Raw genomic sequence first — 19,126 nt, forward strand, 5'->3', positions numbered from 1 at the left:
CCGGTGTCAGCGGATGGCGAGGTGCAGCAGCGGGTCGACCGCCACCGCGAGGAAGACCACCGTCACGTAGGTGATCGAGTAGTGGAAGAGGCGCATCGGCTTCAGGGCCGGGCCCTCGAGCCCGCGCTTGGCAGCGCCGAGCAGTCGGTGCGCCTCGGCGACGAACAGGGCGCCGGCCACGAGCGCGGTCCCCGCGTACAGCCAGCCCATCGAGGCCACCGGGACCAGGACGAGCGAGGTCGCGACCATCACCCACGAGTAGGCGACGACCTGGCGCCCCACCGCGACCGGCCCGCGCTCGACGGGGAGCATCGGCACCTCGGCGGTCGCGTAGTCCTCGCGGAAGGCCATCGAGAGCGGCCAGTAGTGCGGCGGTGTCCAGAAGAAGATGACGAGGAAGAGCACGAGCGCGGGCCACTCGACGGTGCCGGTGACGGCGGACCAGCCGATGAGGGTCGGCATGCAGCCGGCGATGCCGCCCCACACGATGTTCTGCGAGGTCCGGCGCTTGAGCAGGATGGTGTAGCCGACGGCGTAGAGCACGATGGCGAGCACCGACAGCAGCGCCGACAGCGCGTTGACGACCAGCGCGAACCAGACCGTGGAGGCGACGGTGAGGACGCCGCCGAAGACCAGGGCCTCGGGGACGCTCACCTCGCCGGTGACCATCGGCCGCGAGCTGGTGCGGTGCATCAGCCGGTCGATGTCGCGGTCGTAGACCGAGTTGAACGTGTTCGCGGCGCCGGCGCTGAGGATGCCGCCGACGAGGGTCGCGACGACGAGCCAGAGGGACGGCACGCCGCGCTGTGCGAGGAACATGACCGGCACCGTCGTGACGAGCAGGAGCTCGATGATCCGGGGCTTGGTCAGCGCGACGAAGGCGGCGACCCGGCGTCGAGGGGACCGCGCCACGGCAGGGGCCGCGGGGGTCGTCAGCGGGGTGGTGGCCACGTCGTCCTTCACGGTCGGCCGGAACGGTGCTCGGCGATTCTAGCCGCCGCCGCGCGTCTGGCCGAAGACCGGCCCCCACCGCAACGTGGGTCCGGCACTAGGGTGGGTACTCGAAGCGTCACACGGCGCCCTCACCGCCGGTGGTTTCGTCCAGATGAGTCCCGCGAGAGAGGTTCCCCTTGACCACCACCACCCCCCGCAAGCGCACCGCGAAGCCGCTCGCCGGCCGTTCCCCCGAGCTGAACAAGCCGGTCGCCCGCAAGGCGAAGTGGAGCGACCTCGACGTCCGCGCCGTCGACACCGCGCGGCTGCTCGCCGCCGACGCCGTGCAGAAGACCGGCAACGGCCACCCCGGCACCGCGATGAGCCTCGCACCCGTCGCCTACCTGCTCTTCCAGAACGTCATGCGCCACGACCCGTCCGACCCCTCGTGGCTCGGCCGTGACCGGTTCGTCCTGTCCTGCGGGCACTCCTCGCTGACGCAGTACGTCCAGCTGTACCTGTCCGGCTACGGCCTCGAGCTCGCCGACCTCAAGGCGCTGCGCACGTGGGGCTCCCTCACCCCCGGCCACCCCGAGGTGCACCACACCAAGGGCGTCGAGATCACCACCGGCCCGCTCGGCTCGGGCCTGGCCTCCGCGGTCGGCATGGCGATGGCGCAGCGCCGCCAGCGCGGCCTGCTGGACCCCGAGACCAAGGCCGGCCAGAGCCCGTTCGACCACCACGTGTGGGTGCTCGCCTCCGACGGTGACCTCATGGAAGGCGTTGCCTCCGAGGCCTGCTCGCTCGCCGGCCACCAGGAGCTGAGCAACCTCACCGTCGTCTACGACGCCAACCAGATCTCCATCGAGGACGACACCGACATCTCCTTCACCGAGGACGTCGCCAAGCGCTTCGAGGCCTACGGCTGGGACGTCGTGGACGTCGACTGGCGCCGCTCGAGCGACCCCAAGGGCGACGCCGGGTACACCGAGGACGTCGACGCCCTGCTCGCCGCGCTCGAGAAGAGCCGCCGCCCCGGCAAGCGCCCGACCCTCGTGCGCCTGCACACCGTCATCGCCTGGCCCGCCCCGTCGGCGCGCGGCACGGGCAAGGCCCACGGCTCCGCCCTCGGCGCGGACGAGGTCGCGGCCACCAAGAAGATCCTCGGGTTCGACCCGAAGAAGTCCTTCGACGTCGACCGCGCGGTCATCACGCACACGCGCGAGGTCAAGAAGCGCGGCAAGGCCGCCCACCGCGAGTGGGACAAGGGCTACAAGGCGTGGCGCAAGGCCAACCCCGAGCGCGCGGCCCTCCTCGACCGGCTCGTCGCCGCCGAGATGCCGAAGGACCTCGCGAAGGCGCTGCCCGTCTTCGACGCCGACGAGAAGGGCATCGCCACCCGCGCCGCCTCCGGCAAGGTGCTCACCGCCCTCGCCGACGTCATGCCCGAGCTGTGGGGCGGCTCGGCCGACCTCGCCGAGTCCAACAACACGACGATGGGCGGCCAGCCCTCGTTCATCCCCACGGGGAAGCAGACCGACGAGTGGAAGGGCAGCCCCTACGGCCGCACCCTGCACTTCGGCATCCGCGAGAACGCGATGGGCATGATCCTCAACGGGATCGCCCTCGAGGGCCTGACCCGCCCCTACGGCGGCACCTTCCTCGTCTTCTCCGACTACATGCGTCCGGCGGTGCGGCTCGCGGCCCTCCAGGAGCTGCCGGTCACCTTCGTGTGGACCCACGACTCCATCGGCCTCGGCGAGGACGGCCCGACCCACCAGCCGGTCGAGCACCTCGCCTCGCTGCGCGCCATCCCCGGGCTGGCGGTGGTCCGCCCGGCCGACGCCAACGAGACCTCCGAGGCGTGGGGCGAGGTCCTCCGCCGCGGCGGCACCGCCGGGCTCGCGCTGTCCCGCCAGGCCCTGCCGACCCTCGACCGGAAGACCCACGCCAAGGCCTCCGGCGTCCGCAAGGGCGCCTACGTGCTCGTCGACGGCGGCGCGAAGGGCGACGAGGCGCCCGAGGTCGTGCTCATCGCCACGGGCTCCGAGGTCACCCTCGCCCTCGCGGCGCGCGAGCGCCTCGAGAAGGCCGGCACCCGCACCCGCGTCGTCTCGATGCCGTGCCGGGAATGGTTCGAGGAGCAGCCGCGCTCCTACCAGAACAAGGTCCTGCCCCCCGAGGTCCGGGCCCGTGTCAGCGTCGAGGCGGGTGTGGCCATGGGATGGCACGACCTCGTCGGTGACGCCGGCCGCTGCGTCAGCCTCGAGCACTTCGGGGCCTCGGCCGACGGCCCGCGGCTGTTCCGCGAGTTCGGGTTCACCCCCGAGGCGGTCGTCAAGGCGGCCAAGGACTCGCTCAAGGCCGCCCGCGCCACCGGGGGCGTCCCCGCGGTGAACGACACCGCGCCGCGCTCCCGGAAGGACCAGGGCACCGACGTCGGCACGCCCAAGGCGCCGAGCCGCAAGAGCGCGGCCTCGGCGAGGAAGTGAGACCCGCATGACCGCACCTCAGCCCATCCAGGACCTCGCCGCGAACGGCGTCTCCGTCTGGCTCGACGACCTGTCCCGCGACCGGATCGAGTCCGGCAACCTCCAGCAGCTCATCGACGAGAAGGGGGTCGTCGGTGTCACGACGAACCCCTCGATCTTCCAGGCCGCGCTCTCCGAGGGCCACGCGTACGACGCGCAGGTCGAGGAGCTGGCGCGCGCCGGGAAGTCGGTCGACGAGACCGTCTTCGCGCTGACCACCAAGGACGTCCGCGACGCCTGCGAGATCATGAAGCCGGTCTTCGACGCCACCGGTGGCGAGGACGGCCGGGTCTCGATCGAGGTCGACCCGGGCGCCGCGCACGACACCGGCCGCACGGTCCGCGAGGCCAAGGCGCTGGCCGCCGAGGTCGACCAGCCGAACGTCCTCATCAAGATCCCGGCCACCGTCGAGGGCCTTCCGGCCATCTCGCAGGTGCTCGCCGAGGGCATCTCGGTCAACGTCACGCTGATCTTCTCCCTCGACCGCTACCGCGCCGTGATGAACGCCTTCCTCACCGGCCTCGAGCAGGCCCGCGAGAACGGCAAGGACCTCTCGCAGATCCGTTCCGTCGCATCGTTCTTCGTCTCGCGCGTCGACGCCGAGATCGACAAGCGCCTCGACGCCATCGGCTCCGACGAGGCGAAGGCGGTGCGCGGCAAGGCCGGTCTGGCCAACGCCCGGCTCGCCTACCAGGCCTACGAGGAGGTCTTCTCGACCCCGCGCTGGGCCTCCCTCGAGGCGGCCGGCGCGCACCGGCAGCGTCCGCTGTGGGCGTCGACCGGCGTCAAGGACCCGGCCTACCCCGACACGATGTACGTCACCGAGCTCGTGGCCCCCGGCACCGTCAACACGATGCCCGAGAAGACCCTCGACGCCACCGCCGACCACGGCGAGGTCACCGGCGACACCATCACCGGCGGCTACGCCGAGGCGTCGGACGTCCTCGACACCCTCGAGCGGCTCGGCATCTCGTACTCCGAGGTCGTCGACCTCCTCGAGAAGGAGGGCGTCGAGAAGTTCGAGAAGGCCTGGGGCGAGCTGCTCGACGGCGTGACGAGCGAGCTGGAGAAGGCGAGCGCGTGAGCACCCTCGACGTCTCCGCCACCGGGGCGGCGGCGCAGGCCGTCGCCACCCACGTGCCCACGCTCGTCGCGGACTCCGTGGCCAGCCGGCTCTTCGCGCAGGACCACACCCTGTGGGGTGCCGCGGCCGAGGACGAGGCGTCCAAGCGCCTGTCCTGGACCGGTCTCCCCCGCAGCTCGCGGCCGCTCGTCGGCGAGATCGCCGCCCTGCGGGGCGAGCTCGAGGAGACCGGCTACGACCGCGTCGTGCTCTGCGGGATGGGCGGCTCCTCGCTCGCCCCGGAGGTCATCTGCGCCACAGCCGGCGTCCCGCTCGTCGTCCTCGACTCGTCGGACCCCGACGTCGTCCGCGGCGCGCTCACCGACCTCGACCGCACGGTCGTCGTCGTGTCGAGCAAGTCCGGCTCCACCGTCGAGACCGACAGCCAGCGCCGGGCCTTTGAGCAGGCCTTCCGCGACGCCGGCCTCGACCCCACGACCCGGATGGTCGTCGTCACCGACCCCGGTAGCCCGCTCGAGGAGCAGGCGCGCGGCGCCGGGTTCCGCGTCGTCAACGCCGATCCCGCTGTCGGAGGCCGCTACTCGGCCCTGACCGCCTTCGGCCTGGTGCCGAGCGGCCTCGCCGGGGCCGACGTCGAGGCGCTGCTCGACGACGCCGAGACGGTCGCCGACCTGCTCGCCGCCGACGACGAGGCCAACCCCGCACTGCGCCTCGGCGCCGCGATGGCGGGCACGGACCCGTTGCGCGACAAGCTGGTCCTCGTCGACGCCGGCACCGAGAACGTCGGGTTCGCCGCCTGGGCCGAGCAGCTCATCGCCGAGTCCACCGGCAAGGAGGGCACCGGCATCCTGCCGGTCGTCGCGATCGGCTCCGAGCCGGCCCACCTCTACGCCGACGGCACGGTCGCTCGCCTCGTGTCCTCCGAGTCCGAGGACGACGGCGCCTCCGGTGACTCCGTCGTCACCGTCGCCGGGCCCCTCGGCGCGCAGATGCTGCTCTGGGAGGCGGCGACCGCCGTCGCCGGACGGCTGCTCGGCATCAACCCCTTCGACCAGCCCGACGTCGAGAGCGCCAAGGCCGCGGCCCGCGAGCTCCTCGACGCCGGCATCGGTGCCGGTGAGGACCCCGCGTTCACCGACGGCGCCGTCGAGGTGCGTTCCCTCGGACCGGAGTTCCTCGGGGACGCCACCACCGTGGCCGCGGCCGTCGACGCCCTGCTGGCGCAGCTCGACCCGGAGCACGGCTACGTGGCCGTGATGGCCTACCTCGACCGGGAGGCCGACGCCGACCTCGAGCACGTCGCCCGTGACCTGTTCGACCGCACCGGACGTCCGGTCACCTTCGGCTGGGGTCCGCGCTTCCTGCACTCCACCGGGCAGTACCACAAGGGCGGCCCGGCGACGGGTGTCTACGTGCAGGTCACGACCGCGCCGGCACAGGACCTCGAGGTTCCCGGCCGCGACTTCACCCTCGGCCAGTTCATCGCGGCCCAGGCCGCGGGCGACGCGAAGGTGCTCGCTGACCACGGTCGCCCGGTGCTCCGCCTGCACCTCACCGACCACGACGCCGGCCTCCCCGCCGTGCGCGCCGCCCTCGGGCAGGGCGGGGCATGAGCCCGGCCCGCGTCACCGCCGAGAACAACCCGCTGCGGGACCCGCGCGACAAGCGGCTCCCCCGCATCGCCGGGCCGTCCTCGCTGGTGCTCTTCGGCGTCACCGGTGACCTCGCGCGCAAGAAGCTGATGCCGGCCATCTACGACCTCGCCAACCGCGGGCTGCTGCCGCCGGGCTTCTCCCTCGTCGGGTTCGCGCGGCGCGACTGGGCCGACCAGGACTTCGGCAAGATCGTCTACGAGGCGGTCAAGGAGCGGGCCCGCACGCCCTTCCGCGAGGAGGTCTGGCGCACGCTCTCCGAGGGGATCCGGTTCGTCCCGGGCTCCTTCGACGACGACGCCGCGTTCGACCTGCTCGCCGAGACCGTCGCCGAGCTCGACGAGCAGCGCGGCACCGGCGGCAACCACGCGTTCTACCTGTCGATCCCGCCGGGCTCGTTCGCCACGGTGTGCCAGCAGCTCGAGCGTTCCGGCCTCTCGACGCCGCAGACCGGCTCGTGGCGCCGGGTGGTCATCGAGAAGCCGTTCGGGCACGACCTCGCCTCGGCCCGCGAGCTGAACGCCATCGTCGAGAACGTCTTCCCCGCCGACTGCGTCTTCCGCATCGACCACTACCTCGGCAAGGAGACGGTCCAGAACCTCCTGGCGCTGCGCTTCGCCAACCAGATGTTCGAGCCGGTGTGGAACGCCAACTACGTCGACCACGTGCAGATCACGATGGCCGAGGACATCGGTATCGGCGGCCGGGCCGGCTATTACGACGGCATCGGTGCGGCGCGCGACGTCATCCAGAACCACCTGCTCCAGCTGCTCGCCCTCACCGCGATGGAGGAGCCAGTCTCCTTCGACGCCCAGGGCCTGCGCACCGAGAAGGAGAAGGTGCTCTCGGCCGTGCGCATCCCCGCCGACCTCGCCACCGGCACCGCCCGCGGGCAGTACGCCGCCGGGTGGCAGGGCGGCGAGGACGTCGTCGGCTACCTCGACGAGGACGGCGTCGCCGACGGCTCGACCACCGAGACCTACGCCGCCGTGCGCCTCGACGTCGACACCCGCCGCTGGGCCGGGGTGCCGTTCTACCTGCGCACCGGCAAGCGGCTCGGCAAGCGGGTCACCGAGATCGCGGTCGTCTTCAAGCAGGCGCCGCACCTGCCGTTCTCCAACACCGCCACCGAGGAGCTCGGGCAGAACGCCATCGTCATCCGGGTCCAGCCCGACGAGGGCGTCACGCTGCGGTTCGGGGCCAAGGTCCCGGGCGCGCAGATGGAGGTCCGCGACGTGACCATGGACTTCGGGTACGGCCGCTCGTTCACCGAGTCCTCCCCCGAGGCCTACGAGCGGCTCATCCTCGACGTGCTCCTCGGCGAGCCGCCGCTCTTCCCGCGGCACGAGGAGGTCGAGCTGTCCTGGCAGATCCTCGACCCCATCGAGAGGTTCTGGGCCACCAAGGGCAAGGCCCCCGAGCAGTACGAGTCCGGCGGCTGGGGGCCGGCCTCGGCCGACGCCCTGATGCGCCGCGACGGCCGTGAGTGGAGGCTCCCTTGATCGTCGACCTGCCGAACACCTCGACCGCCGCCGTCTCCAAGCGGCTGGTCAAGCTGCGCTCGGACACCGGCGCGATGGCGCTCTCGCGCGTCCTCACCCTGGTCGTCGTCGTCGACGAGGCCGAGGCGGAGGACGCCATCGAGGTCGCCAACGACGCCAGCCGGCAGCACCCCTGTCGCATCATCGTCGTCGTCACCGGCAACCGCCGGGGCGCCGCGCGCCTCGACGGCCAGATCCGCGTCGGCGGCGACGCCGGCGCCTCCGAGGTCGTCGTCCTGCGGCTCTACGGACCGCTGGCCAAGCACGGCCGCGCGGTGGTCACGCCGCTGCTCCTGGCCGACTCCCCCATCGTCGCGTGGTGGCCGGTCGAGGCGCCCAAGGACCCCGCGGGGGACCCCATCGGGGCGATGGCGCAGCGGCGCATCACCGATGCCGCCCGCGCACCGGGCACGCCGCGCGCGGCGGTCAAGCGGCTCGCGTCGGCGTACGCGCCGGGCGACACCGACCTCGCGTGGTCGCGCGTCACCCTGTGGCGCGGGCTGCTCGCCGCGGCGCTCGACCAGGCGCCGTACGAGCCGGTCACGGCCGCGATGGTCGTCGCCGCCTCCGACTCCCCCTCCGGCGAGCTGCTCGCCGGGTGGCTCGCGGCCCGCCTGCGCTGCCCGGTCTCGCTCGCCCGGTCCCGCACCGGCTCGGGCGTCATCTCGGTCCGGCTCGAGCGGGCCAGCGGCACCGTCGACCTCGTCCGCCCGGTCGAGGGCGACACCGCCGTGCTGCGCCAGCCCGGCCAGCCCGACCGCACCCTGGCCCTGCCCCACCGCTCCGATGCCGAGTGCCTCGCCGACGAGCTGCGACGGCTCGACCCCGACGAGGTCTACGCCGATGCCGTCCGCAAGGGCTCGAGCGCGGTCAGCACGTCGCGCCGCACCGCGAGCGAGGCCGTCCGCGACGGCACGGCACCTTCCCCCGCCGAGGCCGAGCGCACCGCCCAGCGGCTGCGCCGTGCCGCCCGGGCCGCGGGGAGCAGCGCCATGGTCGACAAGATGCCGATGCCCGCCGACCACGCCGACTCCGACGCGGTCCGCAAGGCCGCGGAGACCAAGCTCGCCGAGGTGAAGGAGCGCCGCTCGTGACCCGTCCCGAGGCCACCGTCGTGGTCCACCCGTCCCGCCCGTCGCTCGCCGACGGCGCGGCCGCGCGGCTCGTCGTCGCCCTCGTCGACGCGCTGGCCGACCGGGGTGTCGCCCACGTGTCGATGACCGGGGGCTCGATGGGCTCGGAGATCGTCCGGTCGCTGGCCGCCGAGCCGGCGCGAGCCGCGGTCGACTGGTCGCGCGTGCACGTGTGGTGGGGCGACGAGCGGTACCTGCCCGCCGGGGACCCGGACCGCAACGACACCCAGAACGACGACGCCGGCCTCAGCTCGCTGGGCCTGGACCCCGCGAACGTCCACCGGGTCCCGGGCCCGGACTCCAGCGGCTCCGCCGAGGAGGCGGCCGAGGCCTACGCCGACACACTGCGCCGCACCGGGAACGGGGCCTTCGACGTCATGGTCCTCGGCGTCGGGCCGGACGGGCACATCGCCTCGCTCTTCCCGCACCACCCGGCCGCCGCCACCACCGGCACCCCCGCCGTCGCCGTGCACGACTCCCCCAAGCCGCCACCGGACCGCGTCTCGCTGACCCGCGAGTGCCTCGAACGCTCGCGGGAGGTCTGGTTCCTCGTCAGCGGGGCCGACAAGGCCGACGCCGTCGCGCGCGGGGTCGGTGGTGCGTCCTTCGAGACCACGCCGGCCGCCCACGTGCACGGCGAGGAGCGCACGCTCTGGCTCCTCGACCCCGACGCCGCCGCCGAGCTGGGCTGAGGGGCCGGCGATGGGCATCCTCGACCGCTTCCGCGGCCGCACCGACGGCGAGGCACCGGTCGGCGACGTCGGTGAGCCGATGGCCGACGTCGAGCCGGTCGAGGAGGTCGCCACCCGGCCGCTCACCGGGGAGGAGGAGGCCCGCCTCGAGTCCTACCGGCTCCGGTACGAGAAGCACGGCATCGACCCCACGGACGCGGCGAGCATCGCCGCCGCCTGGGAGGCCGCCGTCGAGCGGGACGCCGAGGACGAGGCCGCCGAGGTCGTCACCGTCGTCGCGACGGCGGTCGGCGACCACCTCGTCGGCACCGGCTACCGCTGGGTGGTCAGCACCGACCCGTTCGGCACCGACCTCGCCGTCGAGCCCCCGCGCCGCGGCGTGCCCGTGGTCGTCCGCACGCTCGTCGCGGTGCGCTGGATGAACCGCGAACGGGGTTGGCTCGAGGGCGTCCTCGCCCACCTCGCCCGCGCCGCCCGCCGCTGACCGAGGCTCCCCTCCGTGCCAGGTGCGGGTGTCCGCCCGCGACCGCGCACGGATCCCCGCACCTCGCGCGGACCCCAGTCCCTCATCCCCACGGCGGATCGTCGCCTCGGGTCGGGTTCGCCGGCTCTGGTCCGGTTCGCCGGATGGCGGTGAGAAGTCGCCGCCACTCCGCCTTCCGGACCAGAGTCCGGGGAAGCGGCGGACTCTGGTCCGGCGCCGCGGTTCCTGCCGACGGGCCGTGCTGTTGCTGACTCACCACGCAGGATGTGCGGCACCGCCCTCATCCCGGACAGCGGAACCCGGACACACCGCGACCCCGGCCGCATCGGCCGGGGTCGTCGGGTGCTGCAGTGGGTCAGCGGCTCACTGGATGAGGCCGCGCCCCCGCAGCGTCTGGAGCGCCTCGTCGAGGATGGCCTGGCCGTCCTCGTCGGAGCGACGCTCCTTCACGTAGGCGAGGTGGGTCTTGTACGGCTCCACCTTCGGGGGAGCCGGTGGGTTGTCCTGGTCCTGCCCCGCGGGGAAGCCGCAGCGCGGGCAGTCCCAGGTCTCGGGGACGACCAGCCCGGCCTCCTCGGCGAAGCTCGGCTTGGTCTCGTGCCCGTTGGAGCACCAGAACGAGACGTAGCGGCGGGGCGCGGCCTCGCCGCGCTCGGCCTCACCCATCGGACCCGCGCCCACGCGCGAGCCCCGGATCGCGTTACCTCCGGCCATGGTCAGTCCCCTCTCAGGCGAACCGCTCGAGGACGCCGAGACCGACGACGCAGGTGAACCAGATGACCGCCACACCGACCGTGATCCGGTCGAGGTTGCGCTCGGCGACCGAGGACCCGCCCAGCGAGCTGGACATGCCACCGCCGAACATGTCCGAGAGGCCGCCGCCCTTGCCCTTGTGGAGCAGGATGAGCAGGGTGAGGAACAGGCCTCCGAGGACCAGGAGGACCTGGAGGCCGATGCGAACCGCGTCCACGGATGGATCCTTCGTGTGGGGGTCGGGGACAACCGGTACAGGATAACCGCTGACCGGCGCGACCGCCGCAGCCCCGTGGGCGCGGCGGTCGCGGACGCTCAGACGGTGCCGCGGTGGTCGCGGAAGCGGCAGATGGCGGCGAACTCGCCGGCGTCGATCGAGGCACCGCCGACGAGGGCGCCGTCGACGTCCTCCTGGCCCATGATCGCCGCGACGTTGCCGGACTTCACCGAGCCGCCGTAGAGGATGCGGATGCCGTCGGCGACGTCGCCGGAGTACAGCTCGGCGAGCTTGGTACGGATCGCCGCGCACACCTCCTGCGCGTCCTCGGGCGTCGCGACCTCGCCGGTGCCGATCGCCCAGACGGGCTCGTAGGCGACGACCACGGTGCGGGCCTGGTCGGCGGGGACGCCCGCGAGACCGGCCTCGACCTGAGCCAGCACGTGCTCGACGTGCGTGCCGGCCTGCCGGATCTCCAGGCCCTCACCGACGCAGAAGATCGGGGTGATCCCGTGCTTGAGCGCGGCCTGGAGCTTGGCGGCCACGACGTCGTCGCCCTCGCCGTGGTACTCGCGCCGCTCGCTGTGCCCGACCGTGACGTAGGTGCACCCGAGCTTGGCGAGGAAGGCCCCGCTGATCTCGCCGGTGTACGCGCCGGAGTCGTGGGCCGAGAGGTCCTGTGCCCCGTGCTTTAGCTCGAGGCGGTCACCGTCGATGAGCGTCTGGACGCTGCGGATGTCGGTGAACGGCGGCAGGACCGCGACCTCGACGGCGGCGAAGTCGTGCTTGCCGTCCTTGAGGGTCCAGTCGAGCTTCTGCACGAGGTGGGTGGCCTGGAGGTGGTCCAGGTTCATCTTCCAGTTCCCCGCCATCAGCGGGGTGCGGCCGGAGGCCATTCAGTGCTCCTTCGTGAGGATCGCGATGCCGGGCAGCTCCTTGCCCTCGAGGTACTCGAGGGAGGCCCCGCCACCGGTGGAGATGTGGCCGAACTGGTCGTCGGTGAAGCCGAGCTGCCGGACGGCGGCCGCGGAGTCACCGCCACCGACGACGGTCAGCGCGCCGCCGGCCGTGGCGTCGACGAGCGCCTGCGCGACGGCCTTCGTGCCGGCCGCGAACGGCTCCATCTCGAACGCGCCCATCGGGCCGTTCCAGAAGACCGTGCGGGTGTCCGCGAGCCGCTCGGCGTACAGGCGGGCCGACTCGGGCCCGATGTCCAGGCCCATCGCGTCGGCGGGGATGGCGTCCGCGGCGACGACGTCGGTCTCGGTGTCGGCGGAGAACTCCTTGCCGACGACGACGTCGACGGGCAGGACGATCTCGACGCCGTCGCGCTCGGCCCGTTCGAGGTAGCCCTTGCACGCGTCGACGCTGTCGGCGTCGAAGAGGCTCTTCCCGATCTCGTGGCCCTGCGCCGCGAGGAAGGTGAAGAGCATCCCGCCGCCGATCAGCAGCCGGTCGGCGGTGCCCATCAGGTTGTCGATGACCGCGAGCTTGTCGGCGACCTTGGCGCCGCCGAGGACGACGGCGTACGGACGCTCGGGGTCCTCGGTGAGGCGCCGGAGCACCTCGACCTCGGTGCGCACGAGCCCGCCCATGGCCGACGGCAGCCGGGTGGCGACGTCGTAGACCGAGGCCTGCTTGCGGTGGACGACGCCGAAGCCGTCGGAGACGTAGGCGTCCGCGAGCCCGGCGAGGGCGTCGGCGAACTCGGCGCGGTCCTCGTCGGTCTTGGCCGTCTCACCGGCGTTGAAGCGGAGGTTCTCGAGGAGGACGACGTCGCCGTCCGCCATCGCCGCGACCGCGGCCTGCGCGCTCTCCCCCACCGTGTCGGTGGCGAAGACGACGTCGCGGCCGAGCAGCTCGGAGAGCCGCCCGACGACGGGACGCAGCGAGTACTTCTCCTCGGGTGCGCCCTTGGGCCGCCCGAGGTGGGCGCACACGATGACGCGTGCGCCCGCCCCGGACAGCTCGGAGATGGTCGGGACCGACGCCCGGATGCGCCCGTCGTCGGTGATCGTCGTGCCGTCGAGGGGCACGTTCAGGTCGGACCGGACGAGGACGCGCTTGCCGCGCAGGTCGCCCAGGGAGGCGAGGTCAGCCATCAGGGTGTCGGTCCCGTCCCGCTCAGAGGCTCTTGCCGACGAGCGCGGTGAGGTCGATGAGGCGGTTGGAGTAGCCCCACTCGTTGTCGTACCAGCCGACGACCTTGACCTGGTTGCCGATGACCTTGGTCAGGCCCGAGTCGAAGATGCACGAGCTCGGGTCCGTGACGATGTCGGCGGAGACGATCGGGTCCTCGGTGTACTTCAGGAAGCCCTTGAGCGGGCCCTCGGCCGCCGCCTTGACGATGGCGTTGACCTCCTCGACCGAGGTCTCGCGGCCCGCCTCGAAGGTGAGGTCGGTGGCCGAGCCGGTCGGGGTGGGCACGCGCAGCGCGTAGCCGTCGAGCTTGCCCTTGAGCTCGGGCATGACCAGGCCGATGGCCTTCGCGGCGCCGGTGCTCGTCGGGATGATCGAGAGCGCGGCGGCGCGGGCGCGCCGCAGGTCGCGGTGCGGGCCGTCGAGAAGGTTCTGGTCCGAGGTGTAGGCGTGGATCGTCGTCATCAGGCCCTTGACGATGCCGAGCTCGTCGTGGAGCGGCTTGGCCATCGGTGCGAGGCAGTTCGTCGTGCACGAGGCGTTGGAGATGACGTGGTGGGTGGCCGGGTCGTAGTCGCCGTGGTTGACGCCCATGACGAAGGTGGCGTCCTCGTTGGAGGCCGGCGCGGAGATGATGACCTTCTTGGCGCCGCCGTCGATGTGGGCCTTGGCCTTGGTGGCGTCGGTGAAGATGCCGGTGGACTCGACGACGACGTCCGCGCCGGCGTCGCCCCAGGCGATGTCGGCGGGGTTGCGCTCGGCGAAGATCTTGATGGTCGTGCCGCCGACGGTGATCGAGTCGTCGGTGTACGAGACGTCGTCGGCGAGGACGCCGAGGACCGAGTCGTACTTCAGCAGGTGGGCGATGGTCTTGTTGTCCATCAGGTCGTTGGCGGCGACGATCTCGATGTCGGCCCCCGACGCCTGCACGGCGCGGAAGAAGTTGCGGCCGATGCGGCCGAAGCCGTTGATGCCTACGCGAACGGTCACTGTGCGTGCCTTCCAGTGGAGAGGGATGTGCCGTGCGGAGCCGCCCGGCACCGTGGTTCCGCCACCAACCCTAGACCCCGCCCCTCGGGGCCCGACGGGCGTCCACCGTACGGGCGAGTAACCGTTTACGCACGGCCTCCCGTGAGACGGGTGCGAGACCGGAAACGGTGCGCCCGGTCAGCTGTCGAGCATGTCCGGGGTGAGCACGGCCTCGGTGTCGGGGATCCCCTCGTCCTGGGCCTTCTTGTCGGCCATCGCGAGCAGCCGGCGGATCCGCCCGGCGACGGCGTCCTTGGTCATCGGCGGGTCGGCCAGGGTGCCCAGCTCCTCGAGCGAGGCCTGCTTGTGGGTGAGCCGCAGCTCTCCGGCCTCCTTGAGGTGGTCGGGCACCTCCTCGCCGAGGATCTCCAGGGCCCGCTCGACCCGCGCCCCCGCAGCGACGGCCGCGCGGGCCGAGCGGCGCAGGTTGGCGTCGTCGAAGTTGGCGAGCCGGTTGGCGGTGGCCCGCACCTCGCGGCGGATGCGGCGCTCCTCCCAGGCCAGGACGGCGTCGTGTGCGCCGAGCCGGGTGAGCATCGCGCCGATGGCGTCGCCGTCGCGGATGACGACGCGGTCCACGCCCCGGACCTCGCGGGCCTTGGACTGGATGCCGAGCCGGCGCGCGGCACCGACGAGGGCGAGGGCGGCCTCCGGGCCCGGGCAGGTGACCTCGAGGGCCGAGGAGCGGCCGGGCTCGGTGAGCGAGCCGTGCGCGAGGAAGGCCCCGCGCCACGCGGCCTCGGCGTCGCAGACCGAGCCGCTGACGACCTTGGCCGGCAGCCCCCGGACGGGACGACCGCGACTGTCGATGAGGCCGGTCTGGCGGGCCAGGGCCTCACCGTCCTGGACGACCCGCACGACGTACCGGCTGCCCTTGCGCAGCCCGCCGGCCGCGAGGACGAGGACCTCGGGGGTGTGGCCGTACACCTCGGCCAGCTCGCGCCGCAGCCGCCGGGCCGCGTTCGCGGTGTCCAGCTCGGCCTCGACGACGATGCGCCCCCCGATGATGTGCAGCCCCCCGGCGAACCGCAGCATCGCCGCGACCTCGGCCTTGCGGCAACAGGGCTTGGTCACGACGTGCCGGCTCAGCTCGTCCTTCACCTTCGCCGTCATCGCCATGCCGGTCATCCTGCCACGCGTCATCGGGGCGGTCGCGGGCTGTACAGGATGTCCCGCAGGGCCGCCGCGTAGCGAAGCGGGTCGTGCTCGCCGCGGGCCGCGCGTCGGCTGACGGGGACCACGTGGAGCTCGGCGCCGAGCCGCTCGGCGGCCGCGGCGAGAGCCGCCTCGTCCTCGACGGCGGCGGGGTCGGCGAGGACCGCGTCGAGGCGCAGCCCGGGTGCCAGACCGGCGAAGGACCGCAGGAGGCGCACGGCGTCGAAGCCCGCCGTCTCCCCCGACCCCGGGTCGAGGTTGAGCACGAGGAGGCGCCGGGCCCGGCTGACCTCGAGGGCCTCACGGAGCTCGGGGACCAGGAGGTGGGTCATCACGGAGGTGAACCACGAGCCGGGGCCGAGGACCACCCAGTCGGCGCTGCGGATCGCGGCCACCGACTCCGGGTAGGCCGGCGGGGCTGCCGGCACCAGCCGCACCTCCTCGACCGTGCCGGGGGTCACGGCGACCTCGGCCTGCCCGCGCACCGTCGCGAGCGACCCGTCGGCCGAGAGCCCGCTGACGTCGGCCTCGATCACGAGCGGGACGGCGGCCATCGGCAGCACCCGGCCCCGCGCCTGGAGGAGGCGACCGACGAGGTCGAGGCCGGCGACGGGGTCCTCGTGGAGCTCCCAGAGCGCGACGATGAGCAGGTTGCCGAGGGCATGGCCACCCAGCGGGCCGTCGCCGGCGAAGCGGTGCTGGAGGACGTCGCGCCAGGTGTGCCCCCACTCGGTGTCGGCGCAGAGGGCGGCGAGGGCCATCCGCAGGTCGCCGGGTGGGAGGACGCCGAACTCGTCGCGGAGCCGGCCGCTCGAGCCGCCGTCGTCGGCGACCGTGACGACGGCGGTGACCTCGTCGGTGACGAACCGCAGGGCCGTGAGCGTGGCGGCGAGGCCGTGGCCGCCCCCGAGGGCGGTGACGACCGGGCCGCTCACTCGCGCCCCAGATCGCGGTGCACGACGAAGGTCGCGATGTCGTCGTCGGCGAGGCGCCGCGAGAGCGCCTCGGCGACCGCGACCGACCGGTGCTTGCCGCCCGTGCACCCGACCGCCAGGGTCGCGTAGCGCCGGCCCTCGCGCCGATAGCCCGCGGTGACCGGCTCCATCAGCGCGACCACGCGGTCGACGAACGAGCCGGCCCCCTCCTGGGCCATGACGTACTCGGCGACGGGCTCGTCGATGCCGGTGAGCTGGCGCAGCTCGGGGACCCAGAAGGGGTTGGGCAGGAAGCGCATGTCGAAGACGAAGTCGGCGTCCAGCGGCACGCCGTACTTGAACCCGAACGACATGACCGCGAGGCGCAGGCTCGGCCCGCCGGAGACCCCGACGATGGGCGTGAGCTTGCGCGCGAGCTGGTGGACGTTCAGGCCCGAGGTGTCGATGACCACGTGGGCGTCGGCGCGCAGGTCGCGGAGCAGCTCGCGCTCGGCCTGGATGCCGTCGAGCAGCCGACCCTCGCGCTGCAGCGGGTGCGGGCGCCGGACGCTCTCGAAGCGGCGCACCAGCGCCTCGTCGGTGGCGTCGAGGAACATCAGCTGCGGCTGCCAGCCGTGCTCGCGGACGGCGGCCAGGCCTTCGCGCAGCTCGCCGGTGAACGGCCGTGCCCGCACGTCGACGACGGCGGCGATGCGCAGGTCGGCGGCGCCCTCCTCGCGTGCTCGTGACGCGAGCACGCCCATCGCGGGGATGAGCTGCGGCGGCAGGTTGTCGACCACGTACCAGCCGTGGTCCTCGAGGACGTTCGCGGCGGTCGACCGGCCGGCGCCGCTCATCCCGGTGACGACGAGGAAGTTCGCCCTCGACGCCCGCTCGGTCGTGCCTTCCTCAGCCACCGCGCGCTCCTTCGTCCTCGATGACCTCGCCGGTGGCGGGGTCGACCGCCGGGGTGCCCGCGTCGGTCGAACCCAACTCTGCCGCAACGACGGCCGCCAGCGCAGGCCCGATGCCGGGAACGCCCGCCAGCTCCTCGACGGACGCCGCCCGGATCTTCTTCACCGACCCGAACTCGCGCAGCAGGGCCTTGCGCCGCTTCTCGCCGAGACCCGGCACGGAGTCGAGGGCGCTCTGGGTCATCGCCTTGGACCGGCGCTGCCGGTGGAAGGTGATGGCGAACCGGTGCGCCTCGTCGCGCAGCCGCTGCAGGAGGTAGAGGCCCTCGCTGGTGCGCGGCAGGACGAGCGGGTGCTCCTCCCCCGGCACCCAGACCTCCTCGAGCCGCTTGGCGAGACCGACGACCATGACGTCGACGGCACCGGCCTCCTCGAGGGCACGGGCGGCCGCGTTGACCTGCGGCAGACCGCCGTCCACGACGACGAGGTTGGGCGTGTAGGCGAACCGCGCCGGCCGTTCGCGGCCCTCGGCGACGTCGCGCTCGTGCTCCTCGGCCTCCTTGCGGCCGCGCCGGAAGCGCCGGGTCAGCACCTCGTGCATCGCCGCGGTGTCGTCCGTGGCGCCGGTCTCGTCGCCCCGCACGATGAACCGGCGGTACTCGGACTTGCGGGGCAGGCCGTCCTCGAAGACGACCATCGAGCCGACGACCTGGGTGCCCTGGACGTGGCTGATGTCGAAGCACTCGATGCGCAGCGGGGCGTCGTCGAGGTCGAGGTAGTCCTGGAGCTGCTGGAGCGCCTGGCTGCGGGTCGTGAGGTCCCCGGCCCGGGTGACCTTGTGCCGGGCCAGGCTCTGGGTCGCGTTGCGCGCCACCGTCTCCATCAGCGTGCGCTTGTCACCGCGCTGCGGCACGCGCACCTCGACCCGGCTGCCACGGATCCCGGCCAGCCACGACTGGAGCGCCTCGGCGTCGTCGGGCAGCACCGGCACGAGCACCTCGCGCGGGACGCCCTCGCTGGACTCGCCGCCGTACACCTGCTGGAGGAGGTGCTCGACCACCTCGGCCGTGGTCTCGGCGTCGCGCTCGGCGACCCACCCCCGCTGGCCGCGCACCCGCCCGCCACGCACGTGGAAGAGCTGCACGGCGACCTCGAGCTCGTCCTCGGCGAGACCGAACACGTCGGCGTCGGTGGCGTCGGGGAGGACGACGGCCGACTTCTCGAGGACCCGCTCGAGGGCGCCGATGTCGTCGCGGAGGCGGGCGGCCCGCTCGAAGTCGAGCTCGGCCGCGGCGCCCTTCATCTCGGCGGTCATCCGGGAGAGGAAGCGGCCGCTGTTGCCGGCCATGAAGTCGCAGAAGTCCTCGGCGATGTCGCGGTGGTGGCCGGCGTCGACCCGACCGACGCACGGCGCGCTGCACTTGTCGATGTACCCGAGCAGGCAGGGCCGGCCCACCTGTCCGGCGCGCTTGAAGACGCCGGAGGAGCAGGTGCGCATCGGGAAGACCCGCATCGCGAGGTCGAGGGTCTCGCGGATCGCCCAGGCGTGGGCGTATGGCCCGAAGTACCGGGTGCCCTTCTTCTTCGCGCCGCGCATCACCATGGCGCGCGGGAACTCCTCGCCCATCGTCACCGCGAGGTACGGGTAGGACTTGTCGTCGCGGTACTTGACGTTGAAGCGGGGGTCGAACTCCTTGATCCACGCGTACTCGAGCTGGAGCGCCTCGACCTCGGTGGTGACGACGGTCCACTCGACGCTGGCGCCGGTGCGCACCATCGTGGCGGTGCGGTGGTGGAGCGCCGAGATGTCCTGGAAGTAGGACGAGAGCCGGGAGCGCAGGCTCTTGGCCTTCCCGACGTAGATGACCCGCCCCTCCTTGTCACGGAAGCGGTACACCCCGGGGTCGGTGGGGATCTCGCCCGGCCGGGGGCGGTACGTCGAGGGGTCGGCCACG

General features: G+C 73.1%; 17 protein-coding genes. 7 read left to right on the forward strand and 10 right to left on the reverse strand.

What is annotated here, in order from left to right:
• Window positions 1–6: 6 nt before the first annotated feature.
• Window positions 7–936: a heme o synthase gene (locus tag ACQZ2A_RS00965; RefSeq protein ID WP_430206764.1), complete on the reverse strand. Its 930-nt coding sequence runs from the start codon at window positions 934–936 to the stop codon at window positions 7–9.
• A 194-nt stretch (window positions 937–1,130) separates the two neighbouring features.
• Between ACQZ2A_RS00965 and tkt the strand changes: the two genes are divergently transcribed.
• From tkt to ACQZ2A_RS01000, 7 genes are read left to right on the forward strand one after another with little or no spacing between them, the layout of a single operon-like run.
• The gene (gene tkt / locus ACQZ2A_RS00970) at window positions 1,131–3,425 is read left to right on the forward strand and encodes a transketolase (RefSeq protein ID WP_430206622.1); all 2,295 of its coding nucleotides are present in this window, start codon (window positions 1,131–1,133) and stop codon (window positions 3,423–3,425) included.
• A gap of 7 nt (window positions 3,426–3,432) precedes the next feature.
• Window positions 3,433–4,548, forward strand: a complete 1,116-nt coding sequence (gene tal, locus ACQZ2A_RS00975; RefSeq protein WP_430206623.1) for a transaldolase — start codon at window positions 3,433–3,435, stop codon at window positions 4,546–4,548.
• Window positions 4,545–6,161, forward strand: a complete 1,617-nt coding sequence (locus ACQZ2A_RS00980; RefSeq protein ID WP_430206624.1) for a glucose-6-phosphate isomerase — start codon at window positions 4,545–4,547, stop codon at window positions 6,159–6,161. Before tal ends, ACQZ2A_RS00980 begins: the two co-directional genes overlap by 4 nt.
• A complete protein-coding gene (zwf, locus tag ACQZ2A_RS00985; RefSeq protein WP_430206625.1) occupies window positions 6,158–7,702 on the forward strand; it encodes a glucose-6-phosphate dehydrogenase in 1,545 nt (514 codons plus the stop codon). The genes ACQZ2A_RS00980 and zwf overlap by 4 nt, the downstream gene beginning before the upstream one ends.
• The gene (gene opcA / locus ACQZ2A_RS00990; RefSeq protein ID WP_430206626.1) at window positions 7,699–8,835 is read left to right on the forward strand and encodes a glucose-6-phosphate dehydrogenase assembly protein OpcA; all 1,137 of its coding nucleotides are present in this window, start codon (window positions 7,699–7,701) and stop codon (window positions 8,833–8,835) included. Before zwf ends, opcA begins: the two co-directional genes overlap by 4 nt.
• Window positions 8,832–9,566: a 6-phosphogluconolactonase gene (pgl, locus tag ACQZ2A_RS00995; protein WP_430206627.1), complete on the forward strand. Its 735-nt coding sequence runs from the start codon at window positions 8,832–8,834 to the stop codon at window positions 9,564–9,566. The genes opcA and pgl overlap by 4 nt, the downstream gene beginning before the upstream one ends.
• Window positions 9,567–9,576: 10 nt before the next feature.
• Window positions 9,577–10,050: a hypothetical protein gene (locus tag ACQZ2A_RS01000; protein ID WP_430206628.1), complete on the forward strand. Its 474-nt coding sequence runs from the start codon at window positions 9,577–9,579 to the stop codon at window positions 10,048–10,050.
• 363 nt (window positions 10,051–10,413) lie between these two features.
• Here ACQZ2A_RS01000 and ACQZ2A_RS01005 read toward each other — a convergent pair whose 3' ends face one another.
• The 9 genes from ACQZ2A_RS01005 to uvrC form a co-directional block, all read right to left on the reverse strand.
• Window positions 10,414–10,764, reverse strand: a complete 351-nt coding sequence (locus tag ACQZ2A_RS01005) for an RNA polymerase-binding protein RbpA (RefSeq protein ID WP_430206629.1) — start codon at window positions 10,762–10,764, stop codon at window positions 10,414–10,416.
• Between the two features lie 13 nt (window positions 10,765–10,777).
• Window positions 10,778–11,020, reverse strand: a complete 243-nt coding sequence (secG, locus tag ACQZ2A_RS01010; protein ID WP_430206630.1) for a preprotein translocase subunit SecG — start codon at window positions 11,018–11,020, stop codon at window positions 10,778–10,780.
• A gap of 98 nt (window positions 11,021–11,118) precedes the next feature.
• Window positions 11,119–11,916 (reverse strand): triose-phosphate isomerase, encoded by a 798-nt coding sequence (tpiA, locus tag ACQZ2A_RS01015; protein ID WP_430206631.1) that lies wholly within the window; start codon window positions 11,914–11,916, stop codon window positions 11,119–11,121.
• Window positions 11,917–13,122 (reverse strand): phosphoglycerate kinase, encoded by a 1,206-nt coding sequence (locus tag ACQZ2A_RS01020; protein WP_430206632.1) that lies wholly within the window; start codon window positions 13,120–13,122, stop codon window positions 11,917–11,919.
• Between the two features lie 22 nt (window positions 13,123–13,144).
• Window positions 13,145–14,149, reverse strand: coding sequence for a type I glyceraldehyde-3-phosphate dehydrogenase (gene gap, locus ACQZ2A_RS01025; RefSeq protein ID WP_430206633.1), 1,005 nt, complete (start codon window positions 14,147–14,149; stop codon window positions 13,145–13,147).
• Window positions 14,150–14,326: 177 nt separating this feature from the next.
• Entirely contained in the window at window positions 14,327–15,307 is a 981-nt protein-coding gene (gene whiA, locus ACQZ2A_RS01030; RefSeq protein WP_430206634.1) for a DNA-binding protein WhiA, read from the reverse strand.
• 20 nt (window positions 15,308–15,327) lie between these two features.
• Window positions 15,328–16,278: a gluconeogenesis factor YvcK family protein gene (locus ACQZ2A_RS01035; protein WP_430206635.1), complete on the reverse strand. Its 951-nt coding sequence runs from the start codon at window positions 16,276–16,278 to the stop codon at window positions 15,328–15,330.
• Window positions 16,275–17,174, reverse strand: coding sequence for an RNase adapter RapZ (gene rapZ, locus ACQZ2A_RS01040; protein ID WP_430206636.1), 900 nt, complete (start codon window positions 17,172–17,174; stop codon window positions 16,275–16,277). Before rapZ ends, ACQZ2A_RS01035 begins: the two co-directional genes overlap by 4 nt.
• On the reverse strand, window positions 17,167–19,125 hold the full coding sequence (uvrC, locus tag ACQZ2A_RS01045) for an excinuclease ABC subunit UvrC (protein ID WP_430206637.1): 1,959 nt from the start codon (window positions 19,123–19,125) through the stop codon (window positions 17,167–17,169). The genes rapZ and uvrC overlap by 8 nt, the downstream gene beginning before the upstream one ends.
• Window position 19,126: the final 1 nt, after the last annotated feature.

Source organism: Phycicoccus avicenniae (assembly GCF_050496545.1).
Lineage (GTDB): Bacteria > Actinomycetota > Actinomycetes > Actinomycetales > Dermatophilaceae > Phycicoccus > Phycicoccus avicenniae_A.